This is a genomic window from Streptomyces sp. Y1 (assembly GCF_041053115.1).
Classification (GTDB): domain Bacteria; phylum Actinomycetota; class Actinomycetes; order Streptomycetales; family Streptomycetaceae; genus Kitasatospora; species Kitasatospora rubellomurina.
Map to the genome: position 1 here is coordinate 7,938,577 of NZ_CP163445.1, position 22,547 is coordinate 7,961,123.

A 22,547-nucleotide genomic window follows, 5' to 3' on the forward strand; every position below is an offset into this window, starting at 1 on the left:
CCCAGCATGGACCCCGGCGCCCGCCGCCCGCCACGCGGATTCCGCTCGGGGCCGCTGCCGGCCGAGCGCGCCCGGCAAGGATCCAGGAGACAGGCCTTAGCGTGGGGAGAGCGACGGACTCACCCGAGGAGGAACCGGCGATGGCCGAGGAGCAGCAGGCGGACGTGGTCGTGATCGGCCTCGGCCCGGGCGGCGAGCACGCCGCCGGGCGGCTGGCCGAGGCCGGTCTGGAGGTGGTCGGCATCGAGGCCGAGCTCGTCGGCGGCGAATGCCCGTACTGGGGCTGCGTTCCCAGCAAGATGATGATCCGCGCCGGAAACCTCGTCGCCGAGGCGCGTCGCGTCCCCGGCATTGCCGGAGCCTCGCAGGTCACCCCCGACTGGGCGCAGGTCGCCGCGCGGATCCGGGACGAGGCCACCGACGACTGGAACGACCAGGTCGCCGTCGACCGCCTCACCGGCAAGGGCGCCCGGTTCGTCCGCGGCCGGGCCCGCCTCGCCGGCCCGGGGCGCGTCACGGTCGACGACCTCGTCGTCACTGCTCGGCGCGGCGTCGTCGTCGCCACCGGCACGCGCCCGGCGGCCCCGCCCGTCCCGGGGCTGGCGGAGGTGCCGTACTGGACCAACCGGGACGCCGTCGCCGTCAAGGAACTCCCCGATTCGCTGCTGGTGCTCGGCGGCGGCGCGATCGGACTCGAACTCGCCCAGGTCTTCGCCCGCTTCGGCACCACCGTCACCGTCGTCGAGGCCATGGACCGCCTGCTGCCCGCCGACGAGCCGGAGGCCGGCCGCCTCATCGGCGAGGTCCTCGAACGCGAGGGCATCGGCATCCGCACCGATGCCCGGGCGGTGCGCGCCGAGCACGACGGGGTGACCTTCACGCTGCACCTCGACGGCGGTGAACTCCTCTCCGCGGAACGGTTGTTGGTCGCCACCGGCCGCCGCGCCGAGCTGGCCGGCCTCGGCCTCGACACGGTCGGCCTCGACCCCGCCGCCCGCGCCCTCAGCACCGATGGGCAGATGCGCGCCGGCGACGGGCTGTGGGCGATCGGCGACGTCACCGGCCACGGCGCCTTCACCCACGTCGCCATGTACGAGGCCGAGATCGCCGTCCGCAGCATCCTCGGCGACCCCGGCCCCGACGCCGACTACCGCGCCCTGCCCCGGGTCACCTTCACGGACCCCGAGGTCGGCGCCGTCGGCCTGACCGAACAACAGGCCCGCGACAAGGGCCTGCGCGTGCGCACCGGCAGCTCCGAGCTGCCGTCCTCCGCGCGCGGCTGGATCCACAAGGCCGGCAATGACGGCTTCGTCAAGCTCGTCGAGGACACCGACCGCGGCGTCCTGGTCGGGGCCACCGCCGCCGGCCCGGCCGGCGGCGAGGTGCTGTACGGCCTGGCCGTCGCGATCCAGGCGCAGGTGCCGACCGGGCGCCTTCGGCACATGATCTACGCCTACCCGACGTTCCACCGTGCCGTCGAGACCGCCCTCGCCGACCTCCGCTGAAGCGCTTCGCCCTGACCCCCGCCGGAGGCCGGGGTCAGGGCGAAAGGGGGGCGAAGGGGGCGGGGCTCAGGCGGTGGTGTCGTGCCGGCGGCGGAGGGCGAAGACGCCGCCACCCACCAGCGCCACGGCCGCGCCCGAACCGCCGACGAGCAGGGGAGTCGACGAGGGGGTGTCCGCCGTCTTCTTGGCGGCGGCGTAGCCGCTGGACATGCCCGAGGTGTCGTACAGCGAGCCGGGCTGCTTGTCGGCGTACCGGGCCTTGACCAGCTTCTGGTACTCGCTCAGCGAGACCGACGACCGGCCGGCCAGCCCTTGCCGCGCCTGGTCGTTGAGCGGTTCGACCGTGGTGAGCCTCAGCTGGTACCAGCCGCGGATCTGCGGCTCGGTGAACACCAGGGTCCCCACCGTCGCCTTGCCCGCGTACGCGGCGTCGCTGTCGCCGTCGCGCACGGCGGCCAGGTGCCACCCGCCGCCCTGGGTGGGGGCGAGCATGACGGTGGCGTTGCGGCCGTTGACCGGGGCGTCCAGCGCGGAGACCAGGTGGCTCAGCTGGACCGCCTGGCTCGCGATCGGCAGGGAGGTCCCCGCGACGAAGCCGGGGGTGATCTCGTTCAGCGCCAAGGGGTCCTTGACGGTGAACGCCGGCAGGCCCTCGCACGGGTCGGCCTTGTCGGGGATCGGCTGCGGTGTCCCGCCCCCGTCGCCTTGGGGCACCGGAACGCTGAGGAAGCGGCAGACGGTGTTGTGGACGTCGGCCGACTTCACCAGGTCGAGGGCGGCCTGGTAGTCCGGGATGTCGGCCGGGAGCGGGTCCATGGGGGCGGTCGCGCGGGCGGGGCCGGCGACGGACAGCAGCGCGGACGCGCTGAGCGCCAGGACGGTGGTCAGGCGGGAGAGGCGGGAGGCCGCCCGCCTGCCGGACGTTCTTGTGTCGTGCATGCCGCCTGCCTTAACGGGAGATGCCGATCCGGGAGTGGGTCCACGCGAACGAGCTGTTGTTGACGTAGTCGTTGTAGTTCCACCACGTGTAGGTGGCGGTGTCCGGCCACGGGTCGGCGACGCCGATGGTGTTGTTCGACGTGTCGAAGCCGTACACGACGTTCATGTGGCCGCCGCCCGACTTCCACCCGATGCGGGCGGCGACCGGCCGGGCCGCCTTGACGTCGGTGTAGACCTGGTTGAACGTGGCCGCGCTGTTCAGGCCGGTGCCGAGGTGGGTCATGCCGAGGCTGTTCCAGCCCCGGGCCATGTCGTCGAGCGTGGCGGGCTGGTTGTTGCAGCCGTAGTAGGGGTTGGCCCGGGTGCAGAAGTCCGTCTGCGTGCTGCCGTAGCCCTGGAACTTGGCGATCGTCAGCCCGGAGGCGACCCAGCACCACTGGGACTTCTCCTGCTTGTACATGGTGATGGTGTCCTGCCCCGCCTCGGCGTGGGCCGGGCTCCCTGCGGCGGCGAGCAACGCCGAGGCCGTCAGTGCGACGGCCGTCGTCGTGGCCGCGAACGTGGATCTGCCCATTCTGCTGCCTTCCCGCGCAAGTGCGCTGCGTGCCGGGGGATTTGGCAGAGATATGACAGCACGGATCGGCGGTGTCACGCATCGTGTGCAGAGCAACTGCACTCGCACGAGTGAATCGTCATTCATATGACCGTTCACGGCGCTGTTGATCGGTTGTCAACGCGACCCTGATGTCCTGCCCCGCGTCCGCCTGCACCTCCGCACGCGGTCCCTCGAGAGCAGGAGAAGCCCGTGTCCCACCCGTCCACCCGTACCCTCCGCCCGGGCGCCGCCGCCCGCCGCACCCGCCGCCGCACCCGCCTGGCGGCCCTGGCGCTCGCCGTCTCCGCGCTGTCCGCGGGCGGTGCCACGCTGCTGGCGGCGCCGGCCAGCGCCGCGACCGCGGGCGTGGTCGAGCAGATGGTCACGATCCAGGACCACCAGAACCACCACTCCCTGGCCAGCTCGGACGGCGAGGGCTCGCGGATCGTCGCCCGTGGCTTCCAGGACGCCTCCACCTCGTTCTGGATGTCCAACAAGCCCGGCGACCGGGTCGACTTCGCCCGCAGCGTCAACGGCACCGAGCGCGTGCTGGAGATGGACACCCGGGACGGCCGGTCCACCCAGTTCGTCCACTGGTGGGCGGGCGCCAACCAGCAGTGGACCCTGGAGACCGCCGCCGAGGGCGGCACCTACCTGCGCAACGCCGAGAACAACGGCTGCCTGACCTACCACGGCGTCGACCGGGAGGTCACCGTCGAGGGCTGCGACGGCAGCATGTCCCAGCGGTTCGACCTGAACGGGGCGGGCACGAGCCCGGGCCCGGTCACCCCCGACCAGCAGCGCTTCCTGGACCGGGTGAACGCCCTGCGTGCCCAGTACGGCAAGGCGCCGGTGCGGCTCAACTCGACGCTCTCCCAGGTCGCGAAGTGCAACGCCGACCAGATGGACCAGCGCCGGGTCTCCGGGCACTTCTGCAACTCCTCGGGCATCGCGTCAGGTCTCGGCTACACCTGGCGGGGCTTCGGGGAGGTCGCCTTCTACGGTCCCACCACCGTCGACGCGGCCGTCGACGGCTGGATCAACTCCCCGAAGCACCTGGGGATCATGATCGGCGACTTCAACGAGGTCGGCCTGGCCCGTACGGGCGCGGCCTCCTGGAACGCCGACTTCGGCACCCGCTGACGTCAAGTCCCCCCGGGGCCGCTCCACCTCCCCGGAGCGGCCCCGGCGCGGGACCGGGCTCCACGCGCCGCGGTGGGCCGGTGACGGCGCGGCCGGTCAGCGGTGGTCGTCCGGGCGATGGACGCTGAGGCTGCCGTAGGCCGACAGCGCGCCGGCCAGGTCGCCGGGCGCGTGCCGCAGCGCGGCGTCCAGGAAGGCGAGCGTGGTGACGGCGACGAGGTGGGGGCTCCCGGTGCGGCCCAGGGAGCCGACGATCGAGGGCACCGGCGGCAGGTACAGCGGGCCGTCCATGAAGGTGAGGTGGGCGGCGCCGGGGACGGTGAGCCGGTAACTCGGCGCGGTGTCGGAGGCGAGGGCCTCGGTGAGGCGGGGCAGGTACCGGGCGTCGGTGCTCGGGGTGATGGCCTGGGTGAGGGCGAGCACCGGCTGGTGGAGGGCCGGGGCGGTGGGGCCGTGGGGGTAGCCGTCCAGGTCGATGACGGCGGCGAACCGGGGGTCCTGCCGGGCTGCCTGCAGGGCGGCGGCACCGCCCATGGAGTGGCCGGTCACCGCGGCCCGGCCGGTGTCCAGACGCCCGGTCAGCGGGTCGCGCCCGGTCGACGGGTCGCGTCCGGCCAGCGGGGCGGCGATCGCGCCGCGGTCCAGGCTCTCCAGCCGGGTGAGGACGAAGCCGAGGTCGGCGGCCCGGACGGCCGTCCAGCCGGCCGCGAGTTCCTCGTCCGCGTCCCGGTCGCCGGTGGAGGCGGTCGCGGCGCGGATCGTCCGGCCGTCGTCCAGGACGACCGCCGCGGAGTCGTACGGGTGGTCGAGGGCGGCCACCACGTAGCCGTGGCTGGCCAGTTCCTCCGCCCAGGCGGTGTTCTGGGTGCGCACCCCGCCCGCTCCGGGAGAGAACAGCACGACGGGGAACCGTTCGCCCCCACCGGCCACCGGGGCGTTGAAGACCGCGTGGGTGCGGGCCCGCGGTACGCCGTCGACCAGGAAGCCGGGCAGGCCGACGGCACCGGCCAGGGCATCGGAGACGGTGTGCGCCTCCTGCTCCGTGCGTCCGAGGTAATGGGCCCGCTGCGCGCCCGCGGGACTCCTCTGCGCGGGGTACCAGAGCTGGACCACGACCGTGCGCCGGTCGTCCGGGTCGGCGGTGAAGGTCTCGGGGCGGTTCGGGTCGGTCCACTGCACCACCCGGGTGCCGACGGCGAAGGAGCCGGACGGCTCGGGGAACACGGGCACGGGGAACGCCCAGGCGGCCACCGGCCCGGCGGCGATCAGGCCGAGGCAGGCCAGCGACCCCGGCAACGCCAGCCACCACCGCGCCCGCCACGCCGGCCGGCCGGGACGGCGCCGGAGCCGGAGCGTTCGGAGCAACGGGGAGAGGGCGAAGGGCAGCGCGACGGCACCGCCCGCCAGCACCGGCAGCAACTGCCAACGGATCCCCACCGCACCCAGCACGAGCACGGACAGGACGAACACCGCCCCCGCCGCGATCGTGACGCGCGGACGGGCGGCAGGGGGAAGCCAGCGCGCCACCACCAGCGCGACGGCGCCCAGCACGGCAAGGAACTCCGGAAGGGACATGGACAGTCCCGCGATTGTCTCGGTCACGCCGCCATCCTCGAAGCGGCGCACCCGGTGGCACATCGGCCCGCAGTCTCCGGCGCATGCCACCCCGGTCGCCAACGGACACCCCGAAAGGGCGGCCGCTGTGCGACCGCAGGAGGTACCCGCGCTCCTCCTGCGGTCGTACTCCGGCGCGGTGTCCTACGACGGCGGACGCATGTGCGCCGCCGCCCCCGCCACCTACTGTGGCAGGCCGGGGCGCGGCAGCGCGGGGACGCGGGGGGCCGTGGGCCCTGTCCTCCGGGGGCCCGGCTCCGGCTCACGCGGCGGCGGCACCGGCCCGAGGACCCCCGGGGCCGCCACGGCGCCCGCATCGGCAAGGGACATCGACAGGGACGTGATGATGACGGAGGCTGCCGCAGGGCAGGACGAGGCCCACCCGGTACGCCAGCGGGACCGCGCACAGCAGGCGACGACGACCGGGCTGCCGACGATGGGCCCCGACCACGACACCGGGCGGGCGACGGGACCGGCCGAACCGACACGAGCCGCCCGACGCTACGGCCGGCGGCTGCCGCCCACGCCGCTCCTGCTGGTACCCCTGCTGCTGCTCCATGCCGCGGCCACGCGCGCGCCGCACGAGCTCCCGCTGGCCGCGGCCCTCACCGTCGCCCTCACGCTGCCCCTGCTGTGGCGGCAGCGGGCGCCGCGCACGGTGTTCGGCGCCGTCGCAGTCGCAGCCTTCGTCCAGTGGCTGGCGAACGTCCAACTGCCCGCGGACGTCGCCCTGTTGGCAGCCCTGTACGCGGTGGCCGCGCACTCGGGCGGACGCGCGACGCTCGTCGCCGGAGCCGTCGTCGAGGGCGGGGCCCTGCTGGCGTGCCTGCGCTGGGCGACGGACGGCGCATTCCTGGCCCCCTTCGTCGCACTGACCGCGACCGTCGTCGCCACCGTCGCCCTGGGCACGAACGCGCGGACCTCGCGCGCCTACCTCGCCGCCCTGGAGGAACGGGCCGCACGGCTGGAGCAACACCAGGACCAGCAGGCACGACTGGCCGTCGCCGAGGAACGGACCCGCATCGCCCGGGAGATGCACGACATCGTCACCCACAACCTGTCCGTCATGGTCGCCCCCACCGACGCCGCCGTCCACACGCAGCACCGGTCACCCGACAGGACCACCACCGCGCTGCTCCAGGTCTCCGAGACCGGCCGGCAGGCCCTGACCGACATGCGGCGCTCGCTCGGCGTCCTACGGACCGACGAACCCGACGCGCAGCGCCACCCGCTGCCCGGCATCGCCCAACTCGGTGCCCTCGCCGACCGGATGCGCGCCGCCGGCCTGCCGACCCGCCTCGACATCCTCGGCAGCCACACCCACGTGCCCGCCACCGCCCAACTGACCGTCTACCGCCTGGTGCAGGAAGCCTTGACCAACACGCTCAAACACACCCCCGCCGGCACTCGCGCGGACGTCCGGATACAGTGCTCCGCCGCCACCGTCACGGTGGACGTCACCGACAACGGCCGCCGCCCCAACCTCCCCGGCCCGTCGTCTCCCGCCGACACCCCGGCCGCCCAGTCCGCCCCGTCCGGCCAGGGCATCCGCGGCATGCGCCAGCGCTCGGCCGCCTACGGCGGGACGCTGCGCGCCGGACCGCTCCCGGGCGCCGGCTGGAACGTCCACACCCGCTTCCACCTCGACAGCGACGGAGCAGTTCCCGCATGACGATCCGCATCCTGATCGCCGACGACGAAGCGCTGCTCCGGATGGCGTTCAGCACGATCCTGGACGCCCAGCCCGACATGGCACCCGTCGGCGAGGCCGCGGACGGCGCCGAGGCCGTACGCCTCACCCGGGAACTGCGCCCCGACGTCGTCCTGATGGACGTCCGGATGCCCGGGACGGACGGCATCGAGGCGACCCGCCGGCTCACCCACACCTGCCCCAGGAGCAAGGTCCTGATCCTCACCACCTTCGACCTCGACGAATACGCCTTCGCCGGACTCGCCGCCGGAGCCTCCGGCTTCCTGCTGAAGAACACCAGGCCCGAGGAACTCCTCACCGCGATACGGAACGTGGCCGCGGGCGACGCCGTTCTCGCCCCGGGGATCACCCGCCGCCTGCTCGACAACCTCCGGCCGCACCTCCCCCACGGGAGCCGCGCCGACCACCACGACGAACGACTCGGCCGGCTCAGCACGCGCGAACGCGACGTCCTCGTCAAGGTGGGCAGCGGCCTGTCCAACACCGAGATCGCGGCCGCCCTGCACCTCGCCGAGGCGACCGTGAAGGCCCATCTCGGGCGGATCCTGCAGAAACTCGGACTCCGCGACCGGATCCAGGCGGTCGTCTTCGCCTACGACAGCCGCCTCGTCCACCCGACCTGAGCTTGTCGTTCAACCGCCTGGGTCATGCCCCCAGAGCCTCCGTCACGGGCAGGCACTCGGCGAGGAGGTTGACGACGTCGCGCCAGGCTCGCTGTGCGTGCTGCGGGTGGTGGCCGACGCCGGGGACCGTGGGGTGGTCGACCGGGGGGTGGTGGAAGGCGTGCAGGGCGCCGCCGTAGACCGTGAGGCGCCAGTCGACGCCGGCGGCCTGCATCTCGGCGGTGAACGCGTTCCGTTGCGCGGGCGGCATGATCGGGTCTTCCGACCCGACCCCGGCCCACACCGGGCAGCGAATGCGCGCCGCCTCGCCCGGCCGGCCCGTGGTCAGTGCGTTGACCGTCCCGATCGCGCGCAGGTCGGCGCCGTCGCGCCCGAGTTCCAGCCCGACGGCGCCCCCGGTGCCGTAGCCGACGACGGCGATCCGGTCGGGGTCGGTCCGCGGTTCGGTGCGCAGCACGTCGAGCGCGGCATGGCCGATGCCCCGCATCCGGTCCGGATCGGCGAGCAGTGGTAAGCACCGGGCCAGCATCTCCTCGGGGGCGCCCAAATAGTGCCCGCCGTGAAGGTCGAAGGCCAGCGCTACATATCCCAGTTCGGCGAGAGCGTCGGCCCGGCGGCGCTCGACGTCGCTGAGCCCCATGCCCTCTGGTCCGAGCAGCACCGCGGGCCGGCGGTCGACACCCGCCGGGAGGGCGAGGTGGCCGATCATCGTCAAGCCGTCCGCCGGGTACTCGACCGTGCGCGTCGTCATCGTCCTCATGAGACCGGACTGTAGTGATCGTCGCGCCCGGTCCGGCCGCTGTTCTGCCGCTGGCAGAACAGCGCGCGTGGGTTCAGGCGCCGGCGGATCCGCTACGGTCTGCTCCAACTCGCCTGCAGCGTCATCGGCCTGCGTAGGCTCCGGACCTCATTCCGAGATGAGCAGTCAGAGCTGGCTCGCCTCCCGGACGTCGTGGAGGTGGACCAGGACGTCGTAGGCCCGGCCGATGGCGAGTTCGGGCGGCGTGGGGTTGGGGAACTGGGTGCCGACGGCGTAGGTCGGGCGCGGGACGTTCAGCCAGTCGCGGGCCGCGGCCGAGGCCTTGCGCAGGTCGGCGTAGTAGTCGCGGTAGCGGACCTGGTCGAGCGTGTGCTCGTTCGTGCCGGGGCCGGCGGGAGGGAGGGTGAACGTCTTCCAGTCGCCGCCGAGGGCCTGCTCCTTGGAGAGGAAGGACCCCCGGTCGAAGGTGGTGCCGATGGCGAGGTAGTCCGTACCCAGGGCGTCGTGGAGGAAGGACCCCTGGGTCTTCGGGTACGTCGCGGGGTCGGTGGCCGTGTAGCCGACGTGGTCGTCGGCGGCCGACAGCAGGATCCGGCCGCCGGTCCGCCGCTGCCACCATGCGGTGTTCTCGGCCATCACCTGGTCGCGGTAGCGCTCCATGGCGGTCAACGAGGCGGGGTCGCCCGGGTCGACGGTGAGGAAGGTGTAGGTCTGGGCGATGTTGCGGGCGTTCTGCAGGGCGAACTCGAAGTCGTCGTCACCCGGCTTTCCCTGGCCCGCCATCAGCGTGAGCAGCTGTTGTGCCGTGGCGGCGTTTCGCTGCCGCTCCGCGAGCGGTCGGCTCAGGTACCCGATGGCGTCGTCGAGCGGGCGCAGGCCGGCGAGGAGCTCGTCCACGCGTGCCAGGGACTTCGGACGGGTCCGGCGGACGTAGTCGGTGACGGCGTCGAAGACGGGCGCGTCGAGGCTGGGTGCGCCGATGTCGTCGCCCAGGAAGTGGACCGGGTGGTCGGGGTGTTCGCGGTTGTGGCCGCGCATCCACTGGATGAGGGTCACGAACTCCTCGCGGTCCCAGGGGGAGCCGGCCATCGTCTCGTGCACGAGCCGCCGGGCGTCGCCGGTGTCGTCGCCGTTGCCGTCGCCGTCGCCGTGCTGGAGGTAGTCGTCGATCCGCAGCCCCGCCGACCAGCTCATCTCCAGGGCGAAGGTGGTGAATCCCTTGTGTTCGACGAGGTAGCGGAAGACCCGGTCCTTCAGCGCGAAGAACTCGTGCGAGCCGTGCGTGGCCTCGCCCAGGCCCACGATCTTCGCGTCGCCGACCATGGCCCCGAGGGCGCGCAGGTCGGTGGTGCCGGTGCCCGGCTCCGCCGACAGCAGCGGACGGGCGATGCGGTCCAGCGCGCGGACGGGATCCGGCGCGGCGGTGGGCGTGGGCACCGCCGGTGACGCGTACGCGGCCGTCGCGGGGCCCGTTGCCGCGGCCAGGGCGAGAACCGCGGCCGCCCAGCGCTTCCGATAGCCGATCATGTGTGACCACTCCTCAATCCGTGCGACGTCGAATGCTGCTGAGAAAGATCGTCACGCCTGCGGCGGCCCGGGCGCGCTGGGGCCGGCCCGACACCTTCCCGGGGGATAGCCCCCCGGCGAGAGCTCCGGGATCTGCTGTTCGGATCGGCCACTCCTCGCCGCCCGCCGGGCCGGTCGGCCACGGGCGGACCTCCCGGCTCGTGGTCGGACGGGCCGTCGGCACCCGTGCGCCGCACCGGCCCGGGCCCCGCCGTCGCAGGTCAGCCGGGTGGGGGCCGCCCCTGGCGGGAAGGTGGCCGAAAGAGTCGTGCAATATAACCTGTGACATTGTTCTGGCGGTCGGTCGGTGACAGGATGCACGCCAATCTCCTTCACCCGGCCCGCACCGATGTCGGGCTGACCCCATCCGAAGAAGGACTCGGCGTGCTCCTGCGTACACAAAGACTCTCCATGCTCGCGGCCGGCGTTGTCGCCTGTTGCGCCACGGCCACCGCTGTGCTGCCCGCCCAGGCGTTCGCGGCACCCACGGTCGTCGCCGCCGCGCCGGCCCAGGCCCCGACCCCGACGGCGGGGTCCGAGGCCCCCGCCGCGCCCGCCGCCCCGCTGCCCCCGGCGCTGATCGGCGAGCGCCTGATGGCCAGGTCGGCCGTGACGGGCGCCCCCGTTCGGCCCGAGCCCTCCGTCGCGAACGGCCGCTCCGGAGCGAACGGCCGCTCCGGCGCGGACGCGGCGGCCGCCGCGCAGTCCTGCGCCCCGGCCGACTTCGCCGCCCGCACCGGGGCCGACCTGGTCGCGTTCATCAAGGGCTCGACCCCGGAGTGCGTCCGGGGCCTGTCCGACACCGGCGCCGCCGAGCCGGGCATCTTCCGGCAGTCCCGGATGCTGTCCGTCGCCGCCGCCTTCAAGGACCTGGCGGCCGGCTACACCGGCGACAACTCGACCGGCATCCTCCAGCTGGCGCTCTACCTGCAGGCCGGCTACCACATCCAGGTCCAGCACCCCGACGAGACCGGCCCGTACACCGGCGAGCTCACCACCGCCGTCCGGGCCGCCCTGGACGCGTTCTTCGCCGGCGCCCGCTGGCACGACGTCACCGAGAACAACGGCGCCGTGCTCGCGGACGTGGTGTCGCTCACCGACAGCGCCGACGTCCAGGCCGGCTACCTGGGCGTCTACCAGCGGATCCTGGACGGCTACGACAACTCCTACAACTCCGTCCCGGCGATGGTCGGCGCGGTCAACTCCGTTCTCCAGAACCCGCTCTGGCGGGGCAACGCGAACCCGGACTTCGTCCGGGCGGTCGCCGCCGACCCCGGCCTGGCCCACTCCCTCGCCGACTTCGCGATCAAGCACAAGGACCTGATCGGCGGGCCCCACGAGGTCCTGGACACCAACGCGGGCAACGACCTGGCCCGGATGGCCGGGAGCGGCCCCGCCGTCGAGCCGAAGGTCAAGCCGCTGGTCAGGAAGGTGCTGGACGCCGCGCCGCCGCTGACGCCCGCGGCGCCGCTGTACGTGCACACGGCCGTCCAGGCCGCGTCCTACGACCCCGGCCAGTGCTCGTACTACGGCATCTGCGACCTCCCCGCCAAGCTCGCCTCGGTGGTCCTGCCGCACCGGCTGGTCTGCGACAACCGCACCCTGCAGGCCCAGGCGCTGTCGGCCGACGAACTGGCCACCGTCTGCGCCAGCCTGCGCAAGCAGGACGGGTTCTTCCACGGCGTGGTCAAGGACAACGGGCCGGTCCCGAACCAGTACGCCAAGACGGTCACCTTCGGGATCTTCGCCAACAAGGCCGACTACACCACCTACTCGTGGGCGATCTTCGGCAACGACACCGACAACGGTGGCGAGACCCTCATGGACGCGACCGACCCGAACTCCCAGGCCGTGACCGTGATGTACCAGAAGAAGTGGAACGAGAACGACCCCGCCCGGGTGTGGAACCTCAACCACGAGTACACCCACTACCTCGACGGCATCTACGACATGAAGGGCAACTTCAAGGCCCAGACGTCCGTCCCGGACATCTGGTGGATCGAGGGCCTCGCCGAGTACACCTCGTACAGCTACCGCGGCGCCACCGACACCGACGCGATGACCCAGGCCGGCAAGCACACCTACAAGCTCAGCACCCTCTTCCAGACCACCTACGACAACGCGGACTCGACCCGCGTCTACCCGTGGGGCTACCTGGCCGTCCGGTACATGCTGGAGAAGCACCCGGCCGACGTCCGGGCCGTGCTGGACCGGTTCCGCGTCGGCGACTACACCGGCGGCTACGCGGTCTACAACGGCCTCGGCACCGCCTACGACGCCGACTTCGACGCCTGGCTCACCGCCTGCGCCGCCGGCGCCTGCTACGCCGCCGGCCCGACCGCCCTGTTCGACACCACGGTGAACGGCGCGACCGTCAGCGTGAACGAGCGGTCCGTGCAGACCGGCCCCGGCCGGATCACCGCGTGGCACTGGACCTTCGGCGACGGCACCTCCTCGGACGAGCGCAACCCCAGCCACACCTACGCGGCGGCCGGCAGCTACACCGTCGCCCTGACCGCCAAGGACGACAGCGGCCGGATCGCCACCACCCCCACCACCGTCACCGTGACCGCCCCGCCGGCCACCCTGCCGGCCTGCACCGAGCGGCGCACCGACGCGATGGGCCGCAACTGCTCGCGCACCGGCCGCGCCGCAACCGCGGGCAACACCGACTACCTGTACGTCTACCTGCCGGCCGGGACCACCACCCTGAAGGTCACCACCTCCGGCGGCACCGGCACCGCGCACCTGTACTACAACCCTGGCACCTGGGCCTCGCCGAAGGCCTACACCGCCTCCTCCACCCAGGCCGGCACCGCCCAGACCCTCACCGTCACCAACCAGACGGCCGGCTACCACTACCTCAGCCTGTACGCCGTGACCGACTTCAGCGGAGTCACGGTCAGCACCGAGTTCTGAGCCCCGGCCCACCGGAGGAACGGCACGGCACGCGCTCGGCCGGGGTCTCCCGGCCGGGCGTCGCGCGTGGGCGTCGTCACCCCGGCGGACGGGCCGTCAGGATCGCGGTGGCGCTGCGGGGAGCAGGCACTCGATGAGGTAGTCGCCGGTGTCCGGGTCGATGACGACGCCGTGGGCTTCGCTGCCGAAGCCGGGGAAGGCGCGGTCGAAGGCCTCAAGGGCGGTGAGGTAGCGCAGCAGGGGGCCGTCGTGGGCGCCGAGGGACTCGCCGGGCATGAGGACCGGGATGCCGGGCGGGGTGACGGTGACCATGGCGGCGGCGGTCCGTTCGGCGGCGTCGGCGAGGCGGACGCGTTCGGTGCCTCCGCGGACGAGTTGCTCGTAGCAGTACCGGGGCGGGTGGACCGGGGTGGGCAGGTGGCGGAAGGCCTCGTCGAGGGACTCGACGAAGGCGCCGTCGCCGAGGTGGCGGTGCATCCGTGCGCAGAGCTCGCGCAGGCCGGTGCCCCGGTAGGGGCGAGGGTGGTCGCGGGTGAGGGCGGGCAGCACCTGGTGGAGCGGGGCGTCCGTGTCGTAGAGGGCCTTGAAGTCCATCAGGCCGTCCATGAGGGTGCCCCACTTGCCCTTGGTGATGCCCATGGAGAAGAGGACGAGGGTGCTGTAGCTGTCGGTCTTCTCCACGACGATGCCGCGGCCGGCCAGGTACTCGGTGAGGATGCGCGCCGGGATTCCCCAGGGCTCGGTCCGGCCGGTGGCGGTGACGCCCGGGCAGGTGATGGTGACCTTGATCGGGTCGAGGAGGCTGTAGCCGTCGGTCAGGCCGTCGAAGCCGTGCCAGGCGGCGCCGGGTTCGAGCTGCCAGCAGGAGGGCTCGCTGACGAGCAGGGACAGCGGCGCGTCGGCGAACGCCATGCCGGTGCCGGTGGCGGGGTCGGTGACCGTCTCGGGCTGCCAGACGCCGAAGAACCAGCCGGGCCGGTCGCCGGCGGCGGCGATCCGGCGGCCGGTGCGCACGACGGCCTGGCGGAAGCGGACGGCCTCGGTGACGGCCTCGTCGATGAGCCAGCGGCCCTGCGGGCCGTCCATCATGGCGGTCGCCACGTCCAGGGAGGCGATGCCGGGGTAGAAGGCCGAGGTGGTGCCGTGCATCATGAACGCCTCGTTGAAGCGGTGGTGTTCGACGGGCGCGCGGGGCGAGGGGCGGACGTGCACCATGGCGCACTGCGACAGGGCGGCGAGCAGCTTGTGCGTGGAGTGGGTGGCGAAGACGGTCGGCCGCTGCGGCTCGGGGAAGGTGTCCGGCCCGACGGCCATGCCGTACCGGCCGCGGTAGAGCGGGTGGAAGCGGGCGTACGCGATCCACGCCTCGTCGAAATGGAGGCGCGGTGTGCTGGGTGCGAGGGCCCGGGCGGCGGCGAGGGTGTCGTAGCACAGGCCGTCGTAGGTGGAGTTGGTGATGACGGCGTACTGCGGGTGCGGGGAGGGGGCGCCGGCGCTCAGCGGGTTGGCGGCGACGCGCTCGGCGACGGCCGCGGCGTCGATGGCCGCCGGGGGCAGCGGTCCGGCGAGGCCGTAGCCGTTGCGGGTCGGCACGAGGTAGACCGGCCGGGCGCCGGTGACGACCAGGCCGTGCAGGACGGACTTGTGGCAGTTGCGGTCGACCAGGGCGATCTCGTCGGAGGTGACGCTGTAGTGGCCGACCATGCGGTTGCAGGTGGAGTCGCCGTGCAGGACGAAGTAGGTGTGCTCGGCGCCGAAGACCCGGGCCGCGTTGCGTTCGGCCTCGCCGATCGGGCCGGAGTGCTCGTAGAGGGAGCCGAGTTCACCGACCGAGATGGACAGGTCGGTGCGGAACAGGCGTTCCCCGTAGTAGTCGAAGAAGGCCCGGCCGGCCGCCGACTTGAGGAAGGCCACGCCGCCGGAGTGCGCGGGAGTGTGCCAGGAGTACTCGTGCGCGTCGTCGAACTGCCGCAGGGCGCTGAAGAACGGCGGCAGGACGTCGCGCCGGTACGCGGCGGCAGCGGCCGCGACCCGGCCGGCGATGAACGCGGGCGTGTCCTCCAGCGGCCAGATGTAGCCGATGACGGCCTCGGCGACCCACAGCGGGAGGTGCTCCAGGTCGCGGTCGGAGCCGTCCGTCATGAGCAGGAAGACCGGCAGGTCCTTGAAGCGGTGCCGGATGCGGTCCAGCACCTCGGCCCCGCCGGTGGGCAGTTCGCCCCCGCTCTCCGCGGCACCGTCGGCCCCGCCGCCGGGCGGGCGCGGCAGGCCCCACGCCACGACCGCGGCGGCCAGGCCGGCCTCGATCCGGAGCGTCGCCGTGGCGTCCCTGCTGTCGCCGGCCCAGCGCAACTCCAGGCCGCGCTCCTCCAGTTCCTTGCCGATCCGGCGCAGCTGCTCGGCGCTCACACCGCCCCCGAGGGGGTCGTCGCGCAGTGCCAGGAGGACGGTGCCGTTCGCCATGGTGGCCCCTCTGCCGTGCGGTGCATGCCCGCGCGGGCGCGGAGCAAGCGGGTGGGGAGCACACGGGCCCGCTGCCCGGGGCCGGGTGCGCTGCCATCTTGGCGCCGAGGAGGGAGCCGGTGGTGCTCCCGGCAGGTGATTCATCCGAACGTGGCACGTGTACGACCCGCGCCGCCGGGCCATGGGGCCCGGGGGCGGGAGTCGGGGAGCTCAGCCGCCCGCGGTCAGGGCGGCCACGGCGGGCACGGGCAGGCCCAGCAGGCAGTCGTACGTGGCGTCGAGGACCTCGTCGAGCCGGTCGGTGCCCATCGGGTCAGGCCAGCTTGCCGAGCAGCTCGGCGGCGAGCGGGGCGGAGGAGGCCGGGTTCTGGCCGGTGACCAGGTTGCGGTCGACGACCACGTTCGGCACCCACGGCTCGCCGACCCGGACGTTCACGCCGGCCTCGGTGAGGCGGTCCTGGAGCAGCCACTTCGCCTTGTCGGCGAAGCCGGCCTGGGTCTCCTCGGCGTTGGTGAAGGCGGCGACGTCGTAGCCGGCGAAGACGTTGGTGCCGTCGGCCCGGGTGGCGGCCAGCAGCGCGGCCGGGGCGTGGCAGACCACGCCGAGCGGCTTGCCGGACTCCAGGGCGCGGGTGAGGAGGCGGCCGGAGCCGGCGTGGACCGCGAGGTCCTCCATGGGGCCGTGGCCGCCGGGGTAGAAGACGGCCGCGTAGTCGTCGAGGTCCACCTCGTCGAGCTCGACGGGCGAGCGCAGCTCGCTGAAGCCGACCAGGGCGGCGGCGATGCGGTCGGCGTTCTCCTGGCCGCCGTTGACCTCGGGGGCGAGGCTGCCCCGGTCGACGGTGGGGACGACACCGCCGGGAGTGGCGACCACGATCTCGTGACCGGCTGCCTTGAAGGCCTGGTACGGCGCGACGGCCTCCTCGGCCCAGAAGCCGGTGGGGTGCTTGGTGCCGTCGGCCAGCGTCCAGTGGTCGGCGCCGGTGACGACGAAGAGGATCTTCGACATGGGGGGAGCTCCGAGCGGTGCGGATCCCGTACGGGGATCGGGGACGGTAGGTCGCTGCCGCTGACGTTCCGAGGGACTGACACTTCTTCGCGCACAGTTCGTCAGTGCGGCGGCGTCCTCGACGGTAGGGCCCCGACCCCATCGGAATCCAATAGGCTCGTGCATGTGAGAGATAGGGATTCCGATGGGCGGCCGGAATCGCCGTCGCCGCAGGGGAGCGGCCTCCTCGATCTGAACCTGCTGCGCACGTTCCTCGCGGTGTACCGGGCCGGCTCCTTCACCGCGGGCGCCCGCGTGCTGGGTTTGTCGCAGCCGACGGTGACGACGCAGATCCGCTCGCTGGAGGGCCAGTTGGGCCGGGAGCTGTTCGAGCGGCTGTCGCGCGGCGTCGCCCCGACCCCGTTCGCCGACGAGCTGGCCGCGCGGGTCACGGAGCCGCTGGACGCTCTCGGCCCGGTCGGCGGCGGCGCTCTCCTCGGCGGGGGCGACGCGGAGCCCGTGCACCTGGCGGGGCCGGCCGAGTACCTCACGCACTGCGTGATGCCGACGCTCGCCCCGCTCGTCGACAAGGGGGTGCGCCTGCGCGTCGCCTTCGGCCTGACCGACGACCTGCTCGACGGACTGCGCGCGGGCCGGCACGACCTGGTGGTGGCCACCGTGCGCCCGCGCGGCCGCGCGCTCGCCGCCGTGCCGCTGGCCGACGAGGAGTTCGTCCTGGTCGCCGCACCCTCATGGGCCGAACGGATCGGCTCGCGGCTCGCCACCGAGGGGCCCGTGGCCCTGCACGGGGTGCCGCTCGTCTCGTACGCCGAGGACCTGCCGATCGTCCGGCGCTACTGGCGCCACGTGTTCGGCAGGCGCCTGACTTGCCGTCCGGCCGTCACGGTCCCCGACCTCGGAGCGGTCAGGGCGGCGGTCGTCGGCGGCGCCGGATTCAGCGTGCTGCCGCGCTACCTGTGCGCCGACGAGCTGGCCTCGGGCGCCCTGGTCCTCCTCGACGACCCGGACGACCCACCGATCAACACCGGTTTCCTGGTCCAGCGCCCCGGATCGGCCACGAATCCGCAGGTCACGCTGGTCCGCGACCACCTGCTGCGCTCCGCCCGGTCTCACGGCGCGGAGTCGCCGGTGAGCGGGCCGCCGTCCAGGCGGCGCAGGGTGCAGGAGGCGTAGTGCCCGCTGCCGCTCGACCAGGCGGCCCGGTCCGGGCCGAGGACGGCCGAGCCCAGGTGCGCGGGCAGGTCGGGGTCGAAAAAGGCCGAGGTCAGCGCCCGTGGCCGCCGCACGTGCGACCGGGTCCGTCGAAGCGACGGGGGGCACGTGCCCCGCCGGCCGCGGCCCCCGGCGGGCCGGGTCAGAGCCGGGCCACCCGTCAGAGCTGGGCCACCAGGGCGACCAGCAGGGCGGCCAGGCCGACCGCGAGCCAGGCGACGTAGTCGCCGAGCAGGCCGGAGTGCAGGCGGCGCAGCGGCAGGACGGTGGCGCGGTGCAGGGCGCCGGTACCGCGCCGCGGGTCGCGGCGGACGGCGGCGGTGGCGAACGCGGCGGCCAGGGCGGCGGAGAGCAGGCCGAGCAGGATGCCGGAGGCCGTCCAGTCCGTGTCGGGCGCGGGGGTGGCGGCCGGTGCCGTGCCGCCGAGGGTGTCGGCGAGGTAGCCGGTGCGGTCGGTGAAGGCCGCGGCCGCCGCCGCGAGCGCGCGCCCGACTCCCGGGGCGAGGCCGACGGCCAGGCAGCCGGCCAGCAGGGCGGCGGGGACGGCGATCATGGGCGCCGGCAGCCGGCGGCCGGGGCCGCGGATCTCGGGTTCCTCGCCCTCGCCGGTGGTCGCGGCGACCTCGGGGTGCTCCTTCGGCGGGGAGCCCACCCCGCCGAAGACCCGCAGGCCCGCGCGCAGCACCGCGCCGCCGGTGAGGGCCGACACCAGGACGAACACGGCGGGCAGCCAGCCGAGTTCGCGCCCGGCGGCCTCCTCGGCGACGGCCTTGCCCAGGCCGGTGCCGAACGGCGGCAGGCCGGCCAGGGCCAGCGCGCCGAGGGCGAACAGCGCGCCGGGCAGCCGGAGTTCGCGGGCGCGGCCGTGCAGCCCGTGTTCGTCCACCGAGCCGTAGCGGTCGAGCAGGACGCCGGTGAGGCCGAACAGGGCGGCCTTGGCGCCCGCGTGGCCGGCCACGTACACGGCGGATCCGGCGAGGCCGGCCGGGGTGAGCAGGGCCGTGCCGACGAGGAAGAGGCCGACGTGCCCGACGGTGGAGAAGGCCAGCATCCGCTTCAGGTGCCGCTGCTGCCAGCACATGACGGCGCCGACCAGCGCGGTCAGCACCCCGGCCGCCAGCAGGGTGTCCCGGACGGCGGCGTCCGGCAGGCCGCCCGCGCCGGCGAAGACGACGCGGTGGATCCGGGCCACCCCGTAGACGCCGAGTTCGACCATCACCCCGGACAGCAGCATGCAGACCGGGCTGGGCGCCACGGCGTGGGCGTCCGGCAGCCAGAAGTGGAAGGGCGCCGTCGCGGCCTTCACCAGCGGGCCGGCGAGGACCAGGACGAACGCGACGACGACCAGGGCGTCCCGGCCGTGCCCGGCCGCCGCGCGTTCGTCCAGCGCGGCGCCGATCTGGGCCATGCCGAGCTCGCCGGTCCTGGCGTAGAGCAGGCCGATGCCGAGCAGGGAGAGGTAGGCGGCGGCCGAGTTGACGAGTCCGAAGGCGAGGGCGCCCTGGAGCGGGCGCGGGTCCTCGATGCGGTAGCCGGTCAGGGCGTAGGCGACGGCGCCCATCAGCTCGAAGAAGACGAAGGCGTCGAAGAGGTCGCCGGTGAGCGCGAAGCCGCACATGCCGGCCTGGAAGAGCAGCAGGAGCCCGGGGAACATCCCGCCGTGCTCGCCGGAGGGTTCGTCGAAGTAGCGCCAGGCGTAGCAGAGCACGGCGAGGACGAGGACGGCGGCGAGCAGGGCCAGTCCGCTGCCGAGCCGGTCGGCGACGAGGACGATGCCGACGCCGTGGCCGCCGCGCGGCCGCCAGCCGCCGAGCCAGGACACCGCGCGGCCGTCCGGGTCGGTGCGGGCCCACAGCAGGGCGAGGCAGCCGACGTCGGCGGCGGCGCAGGCGGTGGCGAGCGCGTCGCGGCCCGGGCGGGGCAGCCACCGCCCGGCGACGGCCACCACGGCGGCGCCGAGCAGCGGGACGGCGACGGCGAGCGGCAGGAGGTCCGCGGTGTCCATCGGCCGTCACCCGCGCAGTCCGGTGAGCTCCTCCGGGTCCACCGTGCCGTGCCGTTTGCGCAGCTGGATCACGAGGGAGAGGAGCAGCGCGGTGACGGTCGCGCCGACGACGATGTCGGTGAGCGCGAGCGCCTGGACGACCGGGTCGACGACCGGGGCGTCGGTGGGCAGGTCGGAGAAGACGGGCGCGGTGGCGTCGCGGCGGTAGCCGACGGCGAGCAGCAGCACGTACGTCGAGGACTGCGCGACGGCGAGGCAGCCGACCGCCTGCACCAGGTTGCGGCTGGTGACCAGGCCGTACAGCCCGGCGAGCAGGATCCACCCGGCCACCAGGTAGGGCAGGACGGTCATCGGTTCCTCCTCCGGGGGGTGACCTCCACGGCCTGGTCCAGGAAGTGCGCCAGCAGCACCACCACGGCCGAGCCGACCTCGACGCCGACGGCGGCGTTGATGACGGCCACCAGGCCGCTGGAGGACAGCGCGTTGAAGGTGCCGAGCGGCAGGGTGTTGGCGAGGTAGCCGGCGCCCTGGGCCAGGCCGATCAGCCCGAGGGCGGCGTAGGAGCCGGCGGCGATCGCGTCCGTGACGTCCAGGACGGCCAGCGGGCGGATGCGTTTGAGCACGCGGTAGTCGGCGGCGACGTACGCGAGGTGCAGGGCGGTGGTGAGCACGACGCCGCCCTGGAAGCCGCCGCCGGGGCTCAACTGGCCGTGGGCGACGAGGTATCCGCCGGTCAGCAGGGTGATGGGGAGCAGCGTGGCGCCGAACAGGCGGGTGGTGGGCAGGACCGGTTCGGCCGCGGGCCGGCGCTTGTGCTCGTCCCGGGCCAGGCGCAGCAGCATGCCCGCGCCGAGCACCGAGCCGAACAGGATCGACTCCTCGCCGAGGGTGTCGAAGCCGCGCTGGTCGAAGTTGACGGCGGACACGATGTTGGCGGTCTGCCGGGCCAGCCCGGCGGCCACCGCCCGCTCGCCGTACGGGTGTCGGGCGCCGCCGAAGCCGGGGAGCTGCTCGGCGGCGACGATCAGGGCGGCGGCGAGGACGGCGGCGGCGGTCAGGAACAGCCGCAGGCGGGTGGTCCGGCTCACTCGGCGCGGTCCGGGCGGTCGTCGTCGCCCTCTTGGGGCTGAGTCTCCCGGCGGTTCACCTTGCGGACGGTCAGCAGGATCAGCAGCGGGGTGATCGCGCTGCCGACGCCGAGCTGGGACAGCGCGACGTCGGGCGCCTGGAGCACGGTGAACAGCACGGCGAGGCTGAGTCCGAGCAGGGCGAGGACGACGGCCTGCCGGACGGGGTCGCGGGTGAGCGCGGCGGCGGTCGCGGCGGTGGCGGTGAGGAGGAGGGCGATCACGATCAGGGTGTCGGTCACCGGTCGGCCCCCGCGGTGGACCGCCGCTCGCCGCGGACGGTGGTACGGCCGATGGCCATCGTGGTGACGGTGCCGCCGGTGGCCAGCAGCAGGCCGATGACCAGCAGTTTCACTGCCGCGCGCCCCGGCCCGGTGTCGACGGCGAGGGCGAGGGCGACCAGTGGCGCGCCGAGGGTGCCGGCGGCGGAGAGCGCGTGCAGGCGCAGGTACGGGCCGGGCAGCACGGCGAGCGCGAGCGCGGCCAGCAGCAGGGTGGCGGTGCCCGCGCACAGCAGGGCCACGGCGACGGCGTGGCGGCCCGTCACCGCTCGTCCCCGGCGAGGAAGCGGGTGAACACGAGCGTCCCGGCGGGGGCGAGCACCGCGAGGTCGAGGGCGAGGTCGGTGTACGAGGTGCGGCTGAAGCCCTGGGCGAGCAGGAGCAGGACGGCGGAGGCCGCCGCCGCGGCCAGGTTGAGGCCGGCCAGGCGCGCGTGCGGTGCGCCGCGCAGCCCGACCAGCAGGCACGGGCCGAGCCCGCCGGCGGCGAGGAAGGCCGCCGCGAGCAGCCACGCGTTCACCGCGCGCCGCCCGTCAACGCGCTTTCCAGCAGGGAGACCCGGCTGCTGGTCGCGTGCACGGTGAGCACGCCGTCCTCGGTGGCGACGACGTACGTGCCGGGCGTCGAGGACAGCAGTGCGGCGGCCCAGGCCGCGCCGGTGCCGGGCCGGAGCCGGACGGTCCGGAAGCCGGCCTCCCGCCGGCGGGCGGGCGACAGTACGAGGAGCGCCAGCCGGCCGGTGTCGGCCAGCAGCGTCCACGGGAACGCCCAGAGCGCCTGCGCGAGCCGGGCCGGCCCGCCGGGGGCGGCCCCGGCGGCGCGCCGGACGGCGCCGGCGCCGAGGGCCCCGAGGAGCGCGACGCCGCCGCCGACCGCCACCTCCAACGGGGTCACCGAGCTGATGAACACCGTGTTGAGGAGCAGCAACAGCCCCCACCAGAGCAGGAGTTCGATGGCCGAGCGCACCGCACCACCCCCATGTTCCACCCGCGGGCCCCGCCACCGTGGCGGGCGGCCCCCAGGTGTACCGTCCGCTCGGCGGACCGGCGCCGCGCGCAACGCCGCCGCGCGCGGG

General features: G+C 74.1%; 21 protein-coding genes. 6 read left to right on the forward strand and 15 right to left on the reverse strand.

What is annotated here, in order from left to right; all coding sequences use genetic code 11:
- Positions 1–140 precede the first annotated feature (140 nt).
- Complete coding sequence (locus tag AB2U05_RS34585; protein ID WP_369185438.1) at positions 141–1,505, forward strand: NAD(P)/FAD-dependent oxidoreductase; 1,365 nt, start codon at positions 141–143, stop codon at positions 1,503–1,505.
- A 66-nt stretch (positions 1,506–1,571) separates the two neighbouring features.
- On the opposite strand, the gene AB2U05_RS34590 is transcribed toward AB2U05_RS34585, so the two are convergent.
- Together AB2U05_RS34590 and AB2U05_RS34595 are read right to left on the reverse strand one after the other, a co-directional pair.
- Entirely contained in the window at positions 1,572–2,444 is an 873-nt protein-coding gene (locus AB2U05_RS34590) for a hypothetical protein (protein ID WP_369185439.1), read from the reverse strand.
- Positions 2,445–2,454: 10 nt separating this feature from the next.
- Positions 2,455–3,018, reverse strand: a complete 564-nt coding sequence (locus AB2U05_RS34595; RefSeq protein WP_045695122.1) for a papain-like cysteine protease family protein — start codon at positions 3,016–3,018, stop codon at positions 2,455–2,457.
- A gap of 231 nt (positions 3,019–3,249) precedes the next feature.
- On the opposite strand from AB2U05_RS34595, the gene AB2U05_RS34600 reads away from it, so the two are divergent.
- The gene (locus tag AB2U05_RS34600) at positions 3,250–4,182 is read left to right on the forward strand and encodes a CAP domain-containing protein (RefSeq protein WP_369185440.1); all 933 of its coding nucleotides are present in this window, start codon (positions 3,250–3,252) and stop codon (positions 4,180–4,182) included.
- A 96-nt stretch (positions 4,183–4,278) separates the two neighbouring features.
- Here AB2U05_RS34600 and AB2U05_RS34605 read toward each other — a convergent pair whose 3' ends face one another.
- Complete coding sequence (locus AB2U05_RS34605; protein WP_369185441.1) at positions 4,279–5,820, reverse strand: alpha/beta hydrolase family protein; 1,542 nt, start codon at positions 5,818–5,820, stop codon at positions 4,279–4,281.
- Positions 5,821–6,142: 322 nt separating this feature from the next.
- Between AB2U05_RS34605 and AB2U05_RS34610 the strand changes: the two genes are divergently transcribed.
- Positions 6,143–7,468, forward strand: a complete 1,326-nt coding sequence (locus AB2U05_RS34610) for a sensor histidine kinase (RefSeq protein ID WP_369185442.1) — start codon at positions 6,143–6,145, stop codon at positions 7,466–7,468.
- A complete protein-coding gene (locus AB2U05_RS34615) occupies positions 7,465–8,130 on the forward strand; it encodes a response regulator (RefSeq protein ID WP_369185443.1) in 666 nt (221 codons plus the stop codon). The genes AB2U05_RS34610 and AB2U05_RS34615 overlap by 4 nt, the downstream gene beginning before the upstream one ends.
- A 22-nt stretch (positions 8,131–8,152) precedes the next feature.
- Here the strand turns inward: AB2U05_RS34615 and AB2U05_RS34620 are convergent, their stop codons facing one another.
- Entirely contained in the window at positions 8,153–8,890 is a 738-nt protein-coding gene (locus tag AB2U05_RS34620) for a dienelactone hydrolase family protein (protein ID WP_369185444.1), read from the reverse strand.
- A gap of 165 nt (positions 8,891–9,055) precedes the next feature.
- Positions 9,056–10,417: an erythromycin esterase family protein gene (locus AB2U05_RS34625; RefSeq protein ID WP_369185445.1), complete on the reverse strand. Its 1,362-nt coding sequence runs from the start codon at positions 10,415–10,417 to the stop codon at positions 9,056–9,058.
- 423 nt (positions 10,418–10,840) lie between these two features.
- Between AB2U05_RS34625 and AB2U05_RS34630 the strand changes: the two genes are divergently transcribed.
- Entirely contained in the window at positions 10,841–13,375 is a 2,535-nt protein-coding gene (locus tag AB2U05_RS34630; protein WP_369185446.1) for a collagenase, read from the forward strand.
- A gap of 96 nt (positions 13,376–13,471) precedes the next feature.
- On the opposite strand, the gene AB2U05_RS34635 is transcribed toward AB2U05_RS34630, so the two are convergent.
- Both AB2U05_RS34635 and AB2U05_RS34640 read right to left on the reverse strand, forming a co-directional pair.
- Entirely contained in the window at positions 13,472–15,838 is a 2,367-nt protein-coding gene (locus tag AB2U05_RS34635) for an Orn/Lys/Arg decarboxylase N-terminal domain-containing protein (protein ID WP_369185447.1), read from the reverse strand.
- A gap of 313 nt (positions 15,839–16,151) precedes the next feature.
- A complete protein-coding gene (locus AB2U05_RS34640; protein ID WP_369185448.1) occupies positions 16,152–16,847 on the reverse strand; it encodes a type 1 glutamine amidotransferase domain-containing protein in 696 nt (231 codons plus the stop codon).
- 165 nt (positions 16,848–17,012) lie between these two features.
- On the opposite strand from AB2U05_RS34640, the gene AB2U05_RS34645 reads away from it, so the two are divergent.
- Positions 17,013–18,020, forward strand: a complete 1,008-nt coding sequence (locus AB2U05_RS34645) for a LysR family transcriptional regulator (RefSeq protein WP_369185449.1) — start codon at positions 17,013–17,015, stop codon at positions 18,018–18,020.
- Here AB2U05_RS34645 and AB2U05_RS34650 read toward each other — a convergent pair.
- The 8 genes from AB2U05_RS34650 to AB2U05_RS34685 form a co-directional block, all read right to left on the reverse strand.
- Positions 17,957–18,133 (reverse strand): hypothetical protein, encoded by a 177-nt coding sequence (locus tag AB2U05_RS34650; protein WP_369185450.1) that lies wholly within the window; start codon positions 18,131–18,133, stop codon positions 17,957–17,959. The two genes, AB2U05_RS34645 and AB2U05_RS34650, sit on opposite strands and share 64 nt — an antisense overlap.
- A gap of 86 nt (positions 18,134–18,219) precedes the next feature.
- On the reverse strand, positions 18,220–20,064 hold the full coding sequence (locus AB2U05_RS34655; protein ID WP_045695139.1) for a complex I subunit 5 family protein: 1,845 nt from the start codon (positions 20,062–20,064) through the stop codon (positions 18,220–18,222).
- Positions 20,065–20,070: 6 nt separating this feature from the next.
- The gene (locus AB2U05_RS34660; protein ID WP_045695141.1) at positions 20,071–20,415 is read right to left on the reverse strand and encodes a sodium:proton antiporter; all 345 of its coding nucleotides are present in this window, start codon (positions 20,413–20,415) and stop codon (positions 20,071–20,073) included.
- The gene (locus AB2U05_RS34665; protein ID WP_369185451.1) at positions 20,412–21,152 is read right to left on the reverse strand and encodes an MnhB domain-containing protein; all 741 of its coding nucleotides are present in this window, start codon (positions 21,150–21,152) and stop codon (positions 20,412–20,414) included. The genes AB2U05_RS34660 and AB2U05_RS34665 overlap by 4 nt, the downstream gene beginning before the upstream one ends.
- On the reverse strand, positions 21,149–21,433 hold the full coding sequence (locus tag AB2U05_RS34670) for a DUF4040 domain-containing protein (RefSeq protein ID WP_045695145.1): 285 nt from the start codon (positions 21,431–21,433) through the stop codon (positions 21,149–21,151). Before AB2U05_RS34670 ends, AB2U05_RS34665 begins: the two co-directional genes overlap by 4 nt.
- The gene (locus AB2U05_RS34675) at positions 21,430–21,738 is read right to left on the reverse strand and encodes a monovalent cation/H(+) antiporter subunit G (protein ID WP_369185452.1); all 309 of its coding nucleotides are present in this window, start codon (positions 21,736–21,738) and stop codon (positions 21,430–21,432) included. Before AB2U05_RS34675 ends, AB2U05_RS34670 begins: the two co-directional genes overlap by 4 nt.
- Positions 21,735–21,992 (reverse strand): monovalent cation/H+ antiporter complex subunit F, encoded by a 258-nt coding sequence (locus AB2U05_RS34680; RefSeq protein ID WP_052707313.1) that lies wholly within the window; start codon positions 21,990–21,992, stop codon positions 21,735–21,737. Before AB2U05_RS34680 ends, AB2U05_RS34675 begins: the two co-directional genes overlap by 4 nt.
- Positions 21,989–22,438 carry a Na+/H+ antiporter subunit E gene (locus AB2U05_RS34685; RefSeq protein WP_369185453.1) on the reverse strand — a complete coding sequence of 150 codons (450 nt, stop codon included), beginning with the start codon at positions 22,436–22,438 and terminating at the stop codon, positions 21,989–21,991. The genes AB2U05_RS34680 and AB2U05_RS34685 overlap by 4 nt, the downstream gene beginning before the upstream one ends.
- Positions 22,439–22,547: the final 109 nt, after the last annotated feature.

Bases quoted from the DNA above. Each gene is read 5' to 3' on its own strand.
- AB2U05_RS34585 (WP_369185438.1), top strand. From the start codon at position 141: ATGGCCGAGGAGCAGCAGGCGGACGTGGTCGTGATCGGCCTCGGCCCG.
- AB2U05_RS34590 (WP_369185439.1), bottom strand. From the start codon at position 2,444: ATGCACGACACAAGAACGTCCGGCAGGCGGGCGGCCTCCCGCCTCTCC.
- AB2U05_RS34595 (WP_045695122.1), bottom strand. From the start codon at position 3,018: ATGGGCAGATCCACGTTCGCGGCCACGACGACGGCCGTCGCACTGACG.
- AB2U05_RS34605 (WP_369185441.1), bottom strand. From the start codon at position 5,820: ATGTGCCACCGGGTGCGCCGCTTCGAGGATGGCGGCGTGACCGAGACA.
- AB2U05_RS34610 (WP_369185442.1), top strand. From the start codon at position 6,143: ATGACGGAGGCTGCCGCAGGGCAGGACGAGGCCCACCCGGTACGCCAG.
- AB2U05_RS34615 (WP_369185443.1), top strand. From the start codon at position 7,465: ATGACGATCCGCATCCTGATCGCCGACGACGAAGCGCTGCTCCGGATG.
- AB2U05_RS34620 (WP_369185444.1), bottom strand. From the start codon at position 8,890: ATGAGGACGATGACGACGCGCACGGTCGAGTACCCGGCGGACGGCTTG.
- AB2U05_RS34625 (WP_369185445.1), bottom strand. From the start codon at position 10,417: ATGATCGGCTATCGGAAGCGCTGGGCGGCCGCGGTTCTCGCCCTGGCC.
- AB2U05_RS34635 (WP_369185447.1), bottom strand. From the start codon at position 15,838: ATGGCGAACGGCACCGTCCTCCTGGCACTGCGCGACGACCCCCTCGGG.
- AB2U05_RS34640 (WP_369185448.1), bottom strand. From the start codon at position 16,847: ATGTCGAAGATCCTCTTCGTCGTCACCGGCGCCGACCACTGGACGCTG.
- AB2U05_RS34655 (WP_045695139.1), bottom strand. From the start codon at position 20,064: ATGGACACCGCGGACCTCCTGCCGCTCGCCGTCGCCGTCCCGCTGCTC.
- AB2U05_RS34660 (WP_045695141.1), bottom strand. From the start codon at position 20,415: ATGACCGTCCTGCCCTACCTGGTGGCCGGGTGGATCCTGCTCGCCGGG.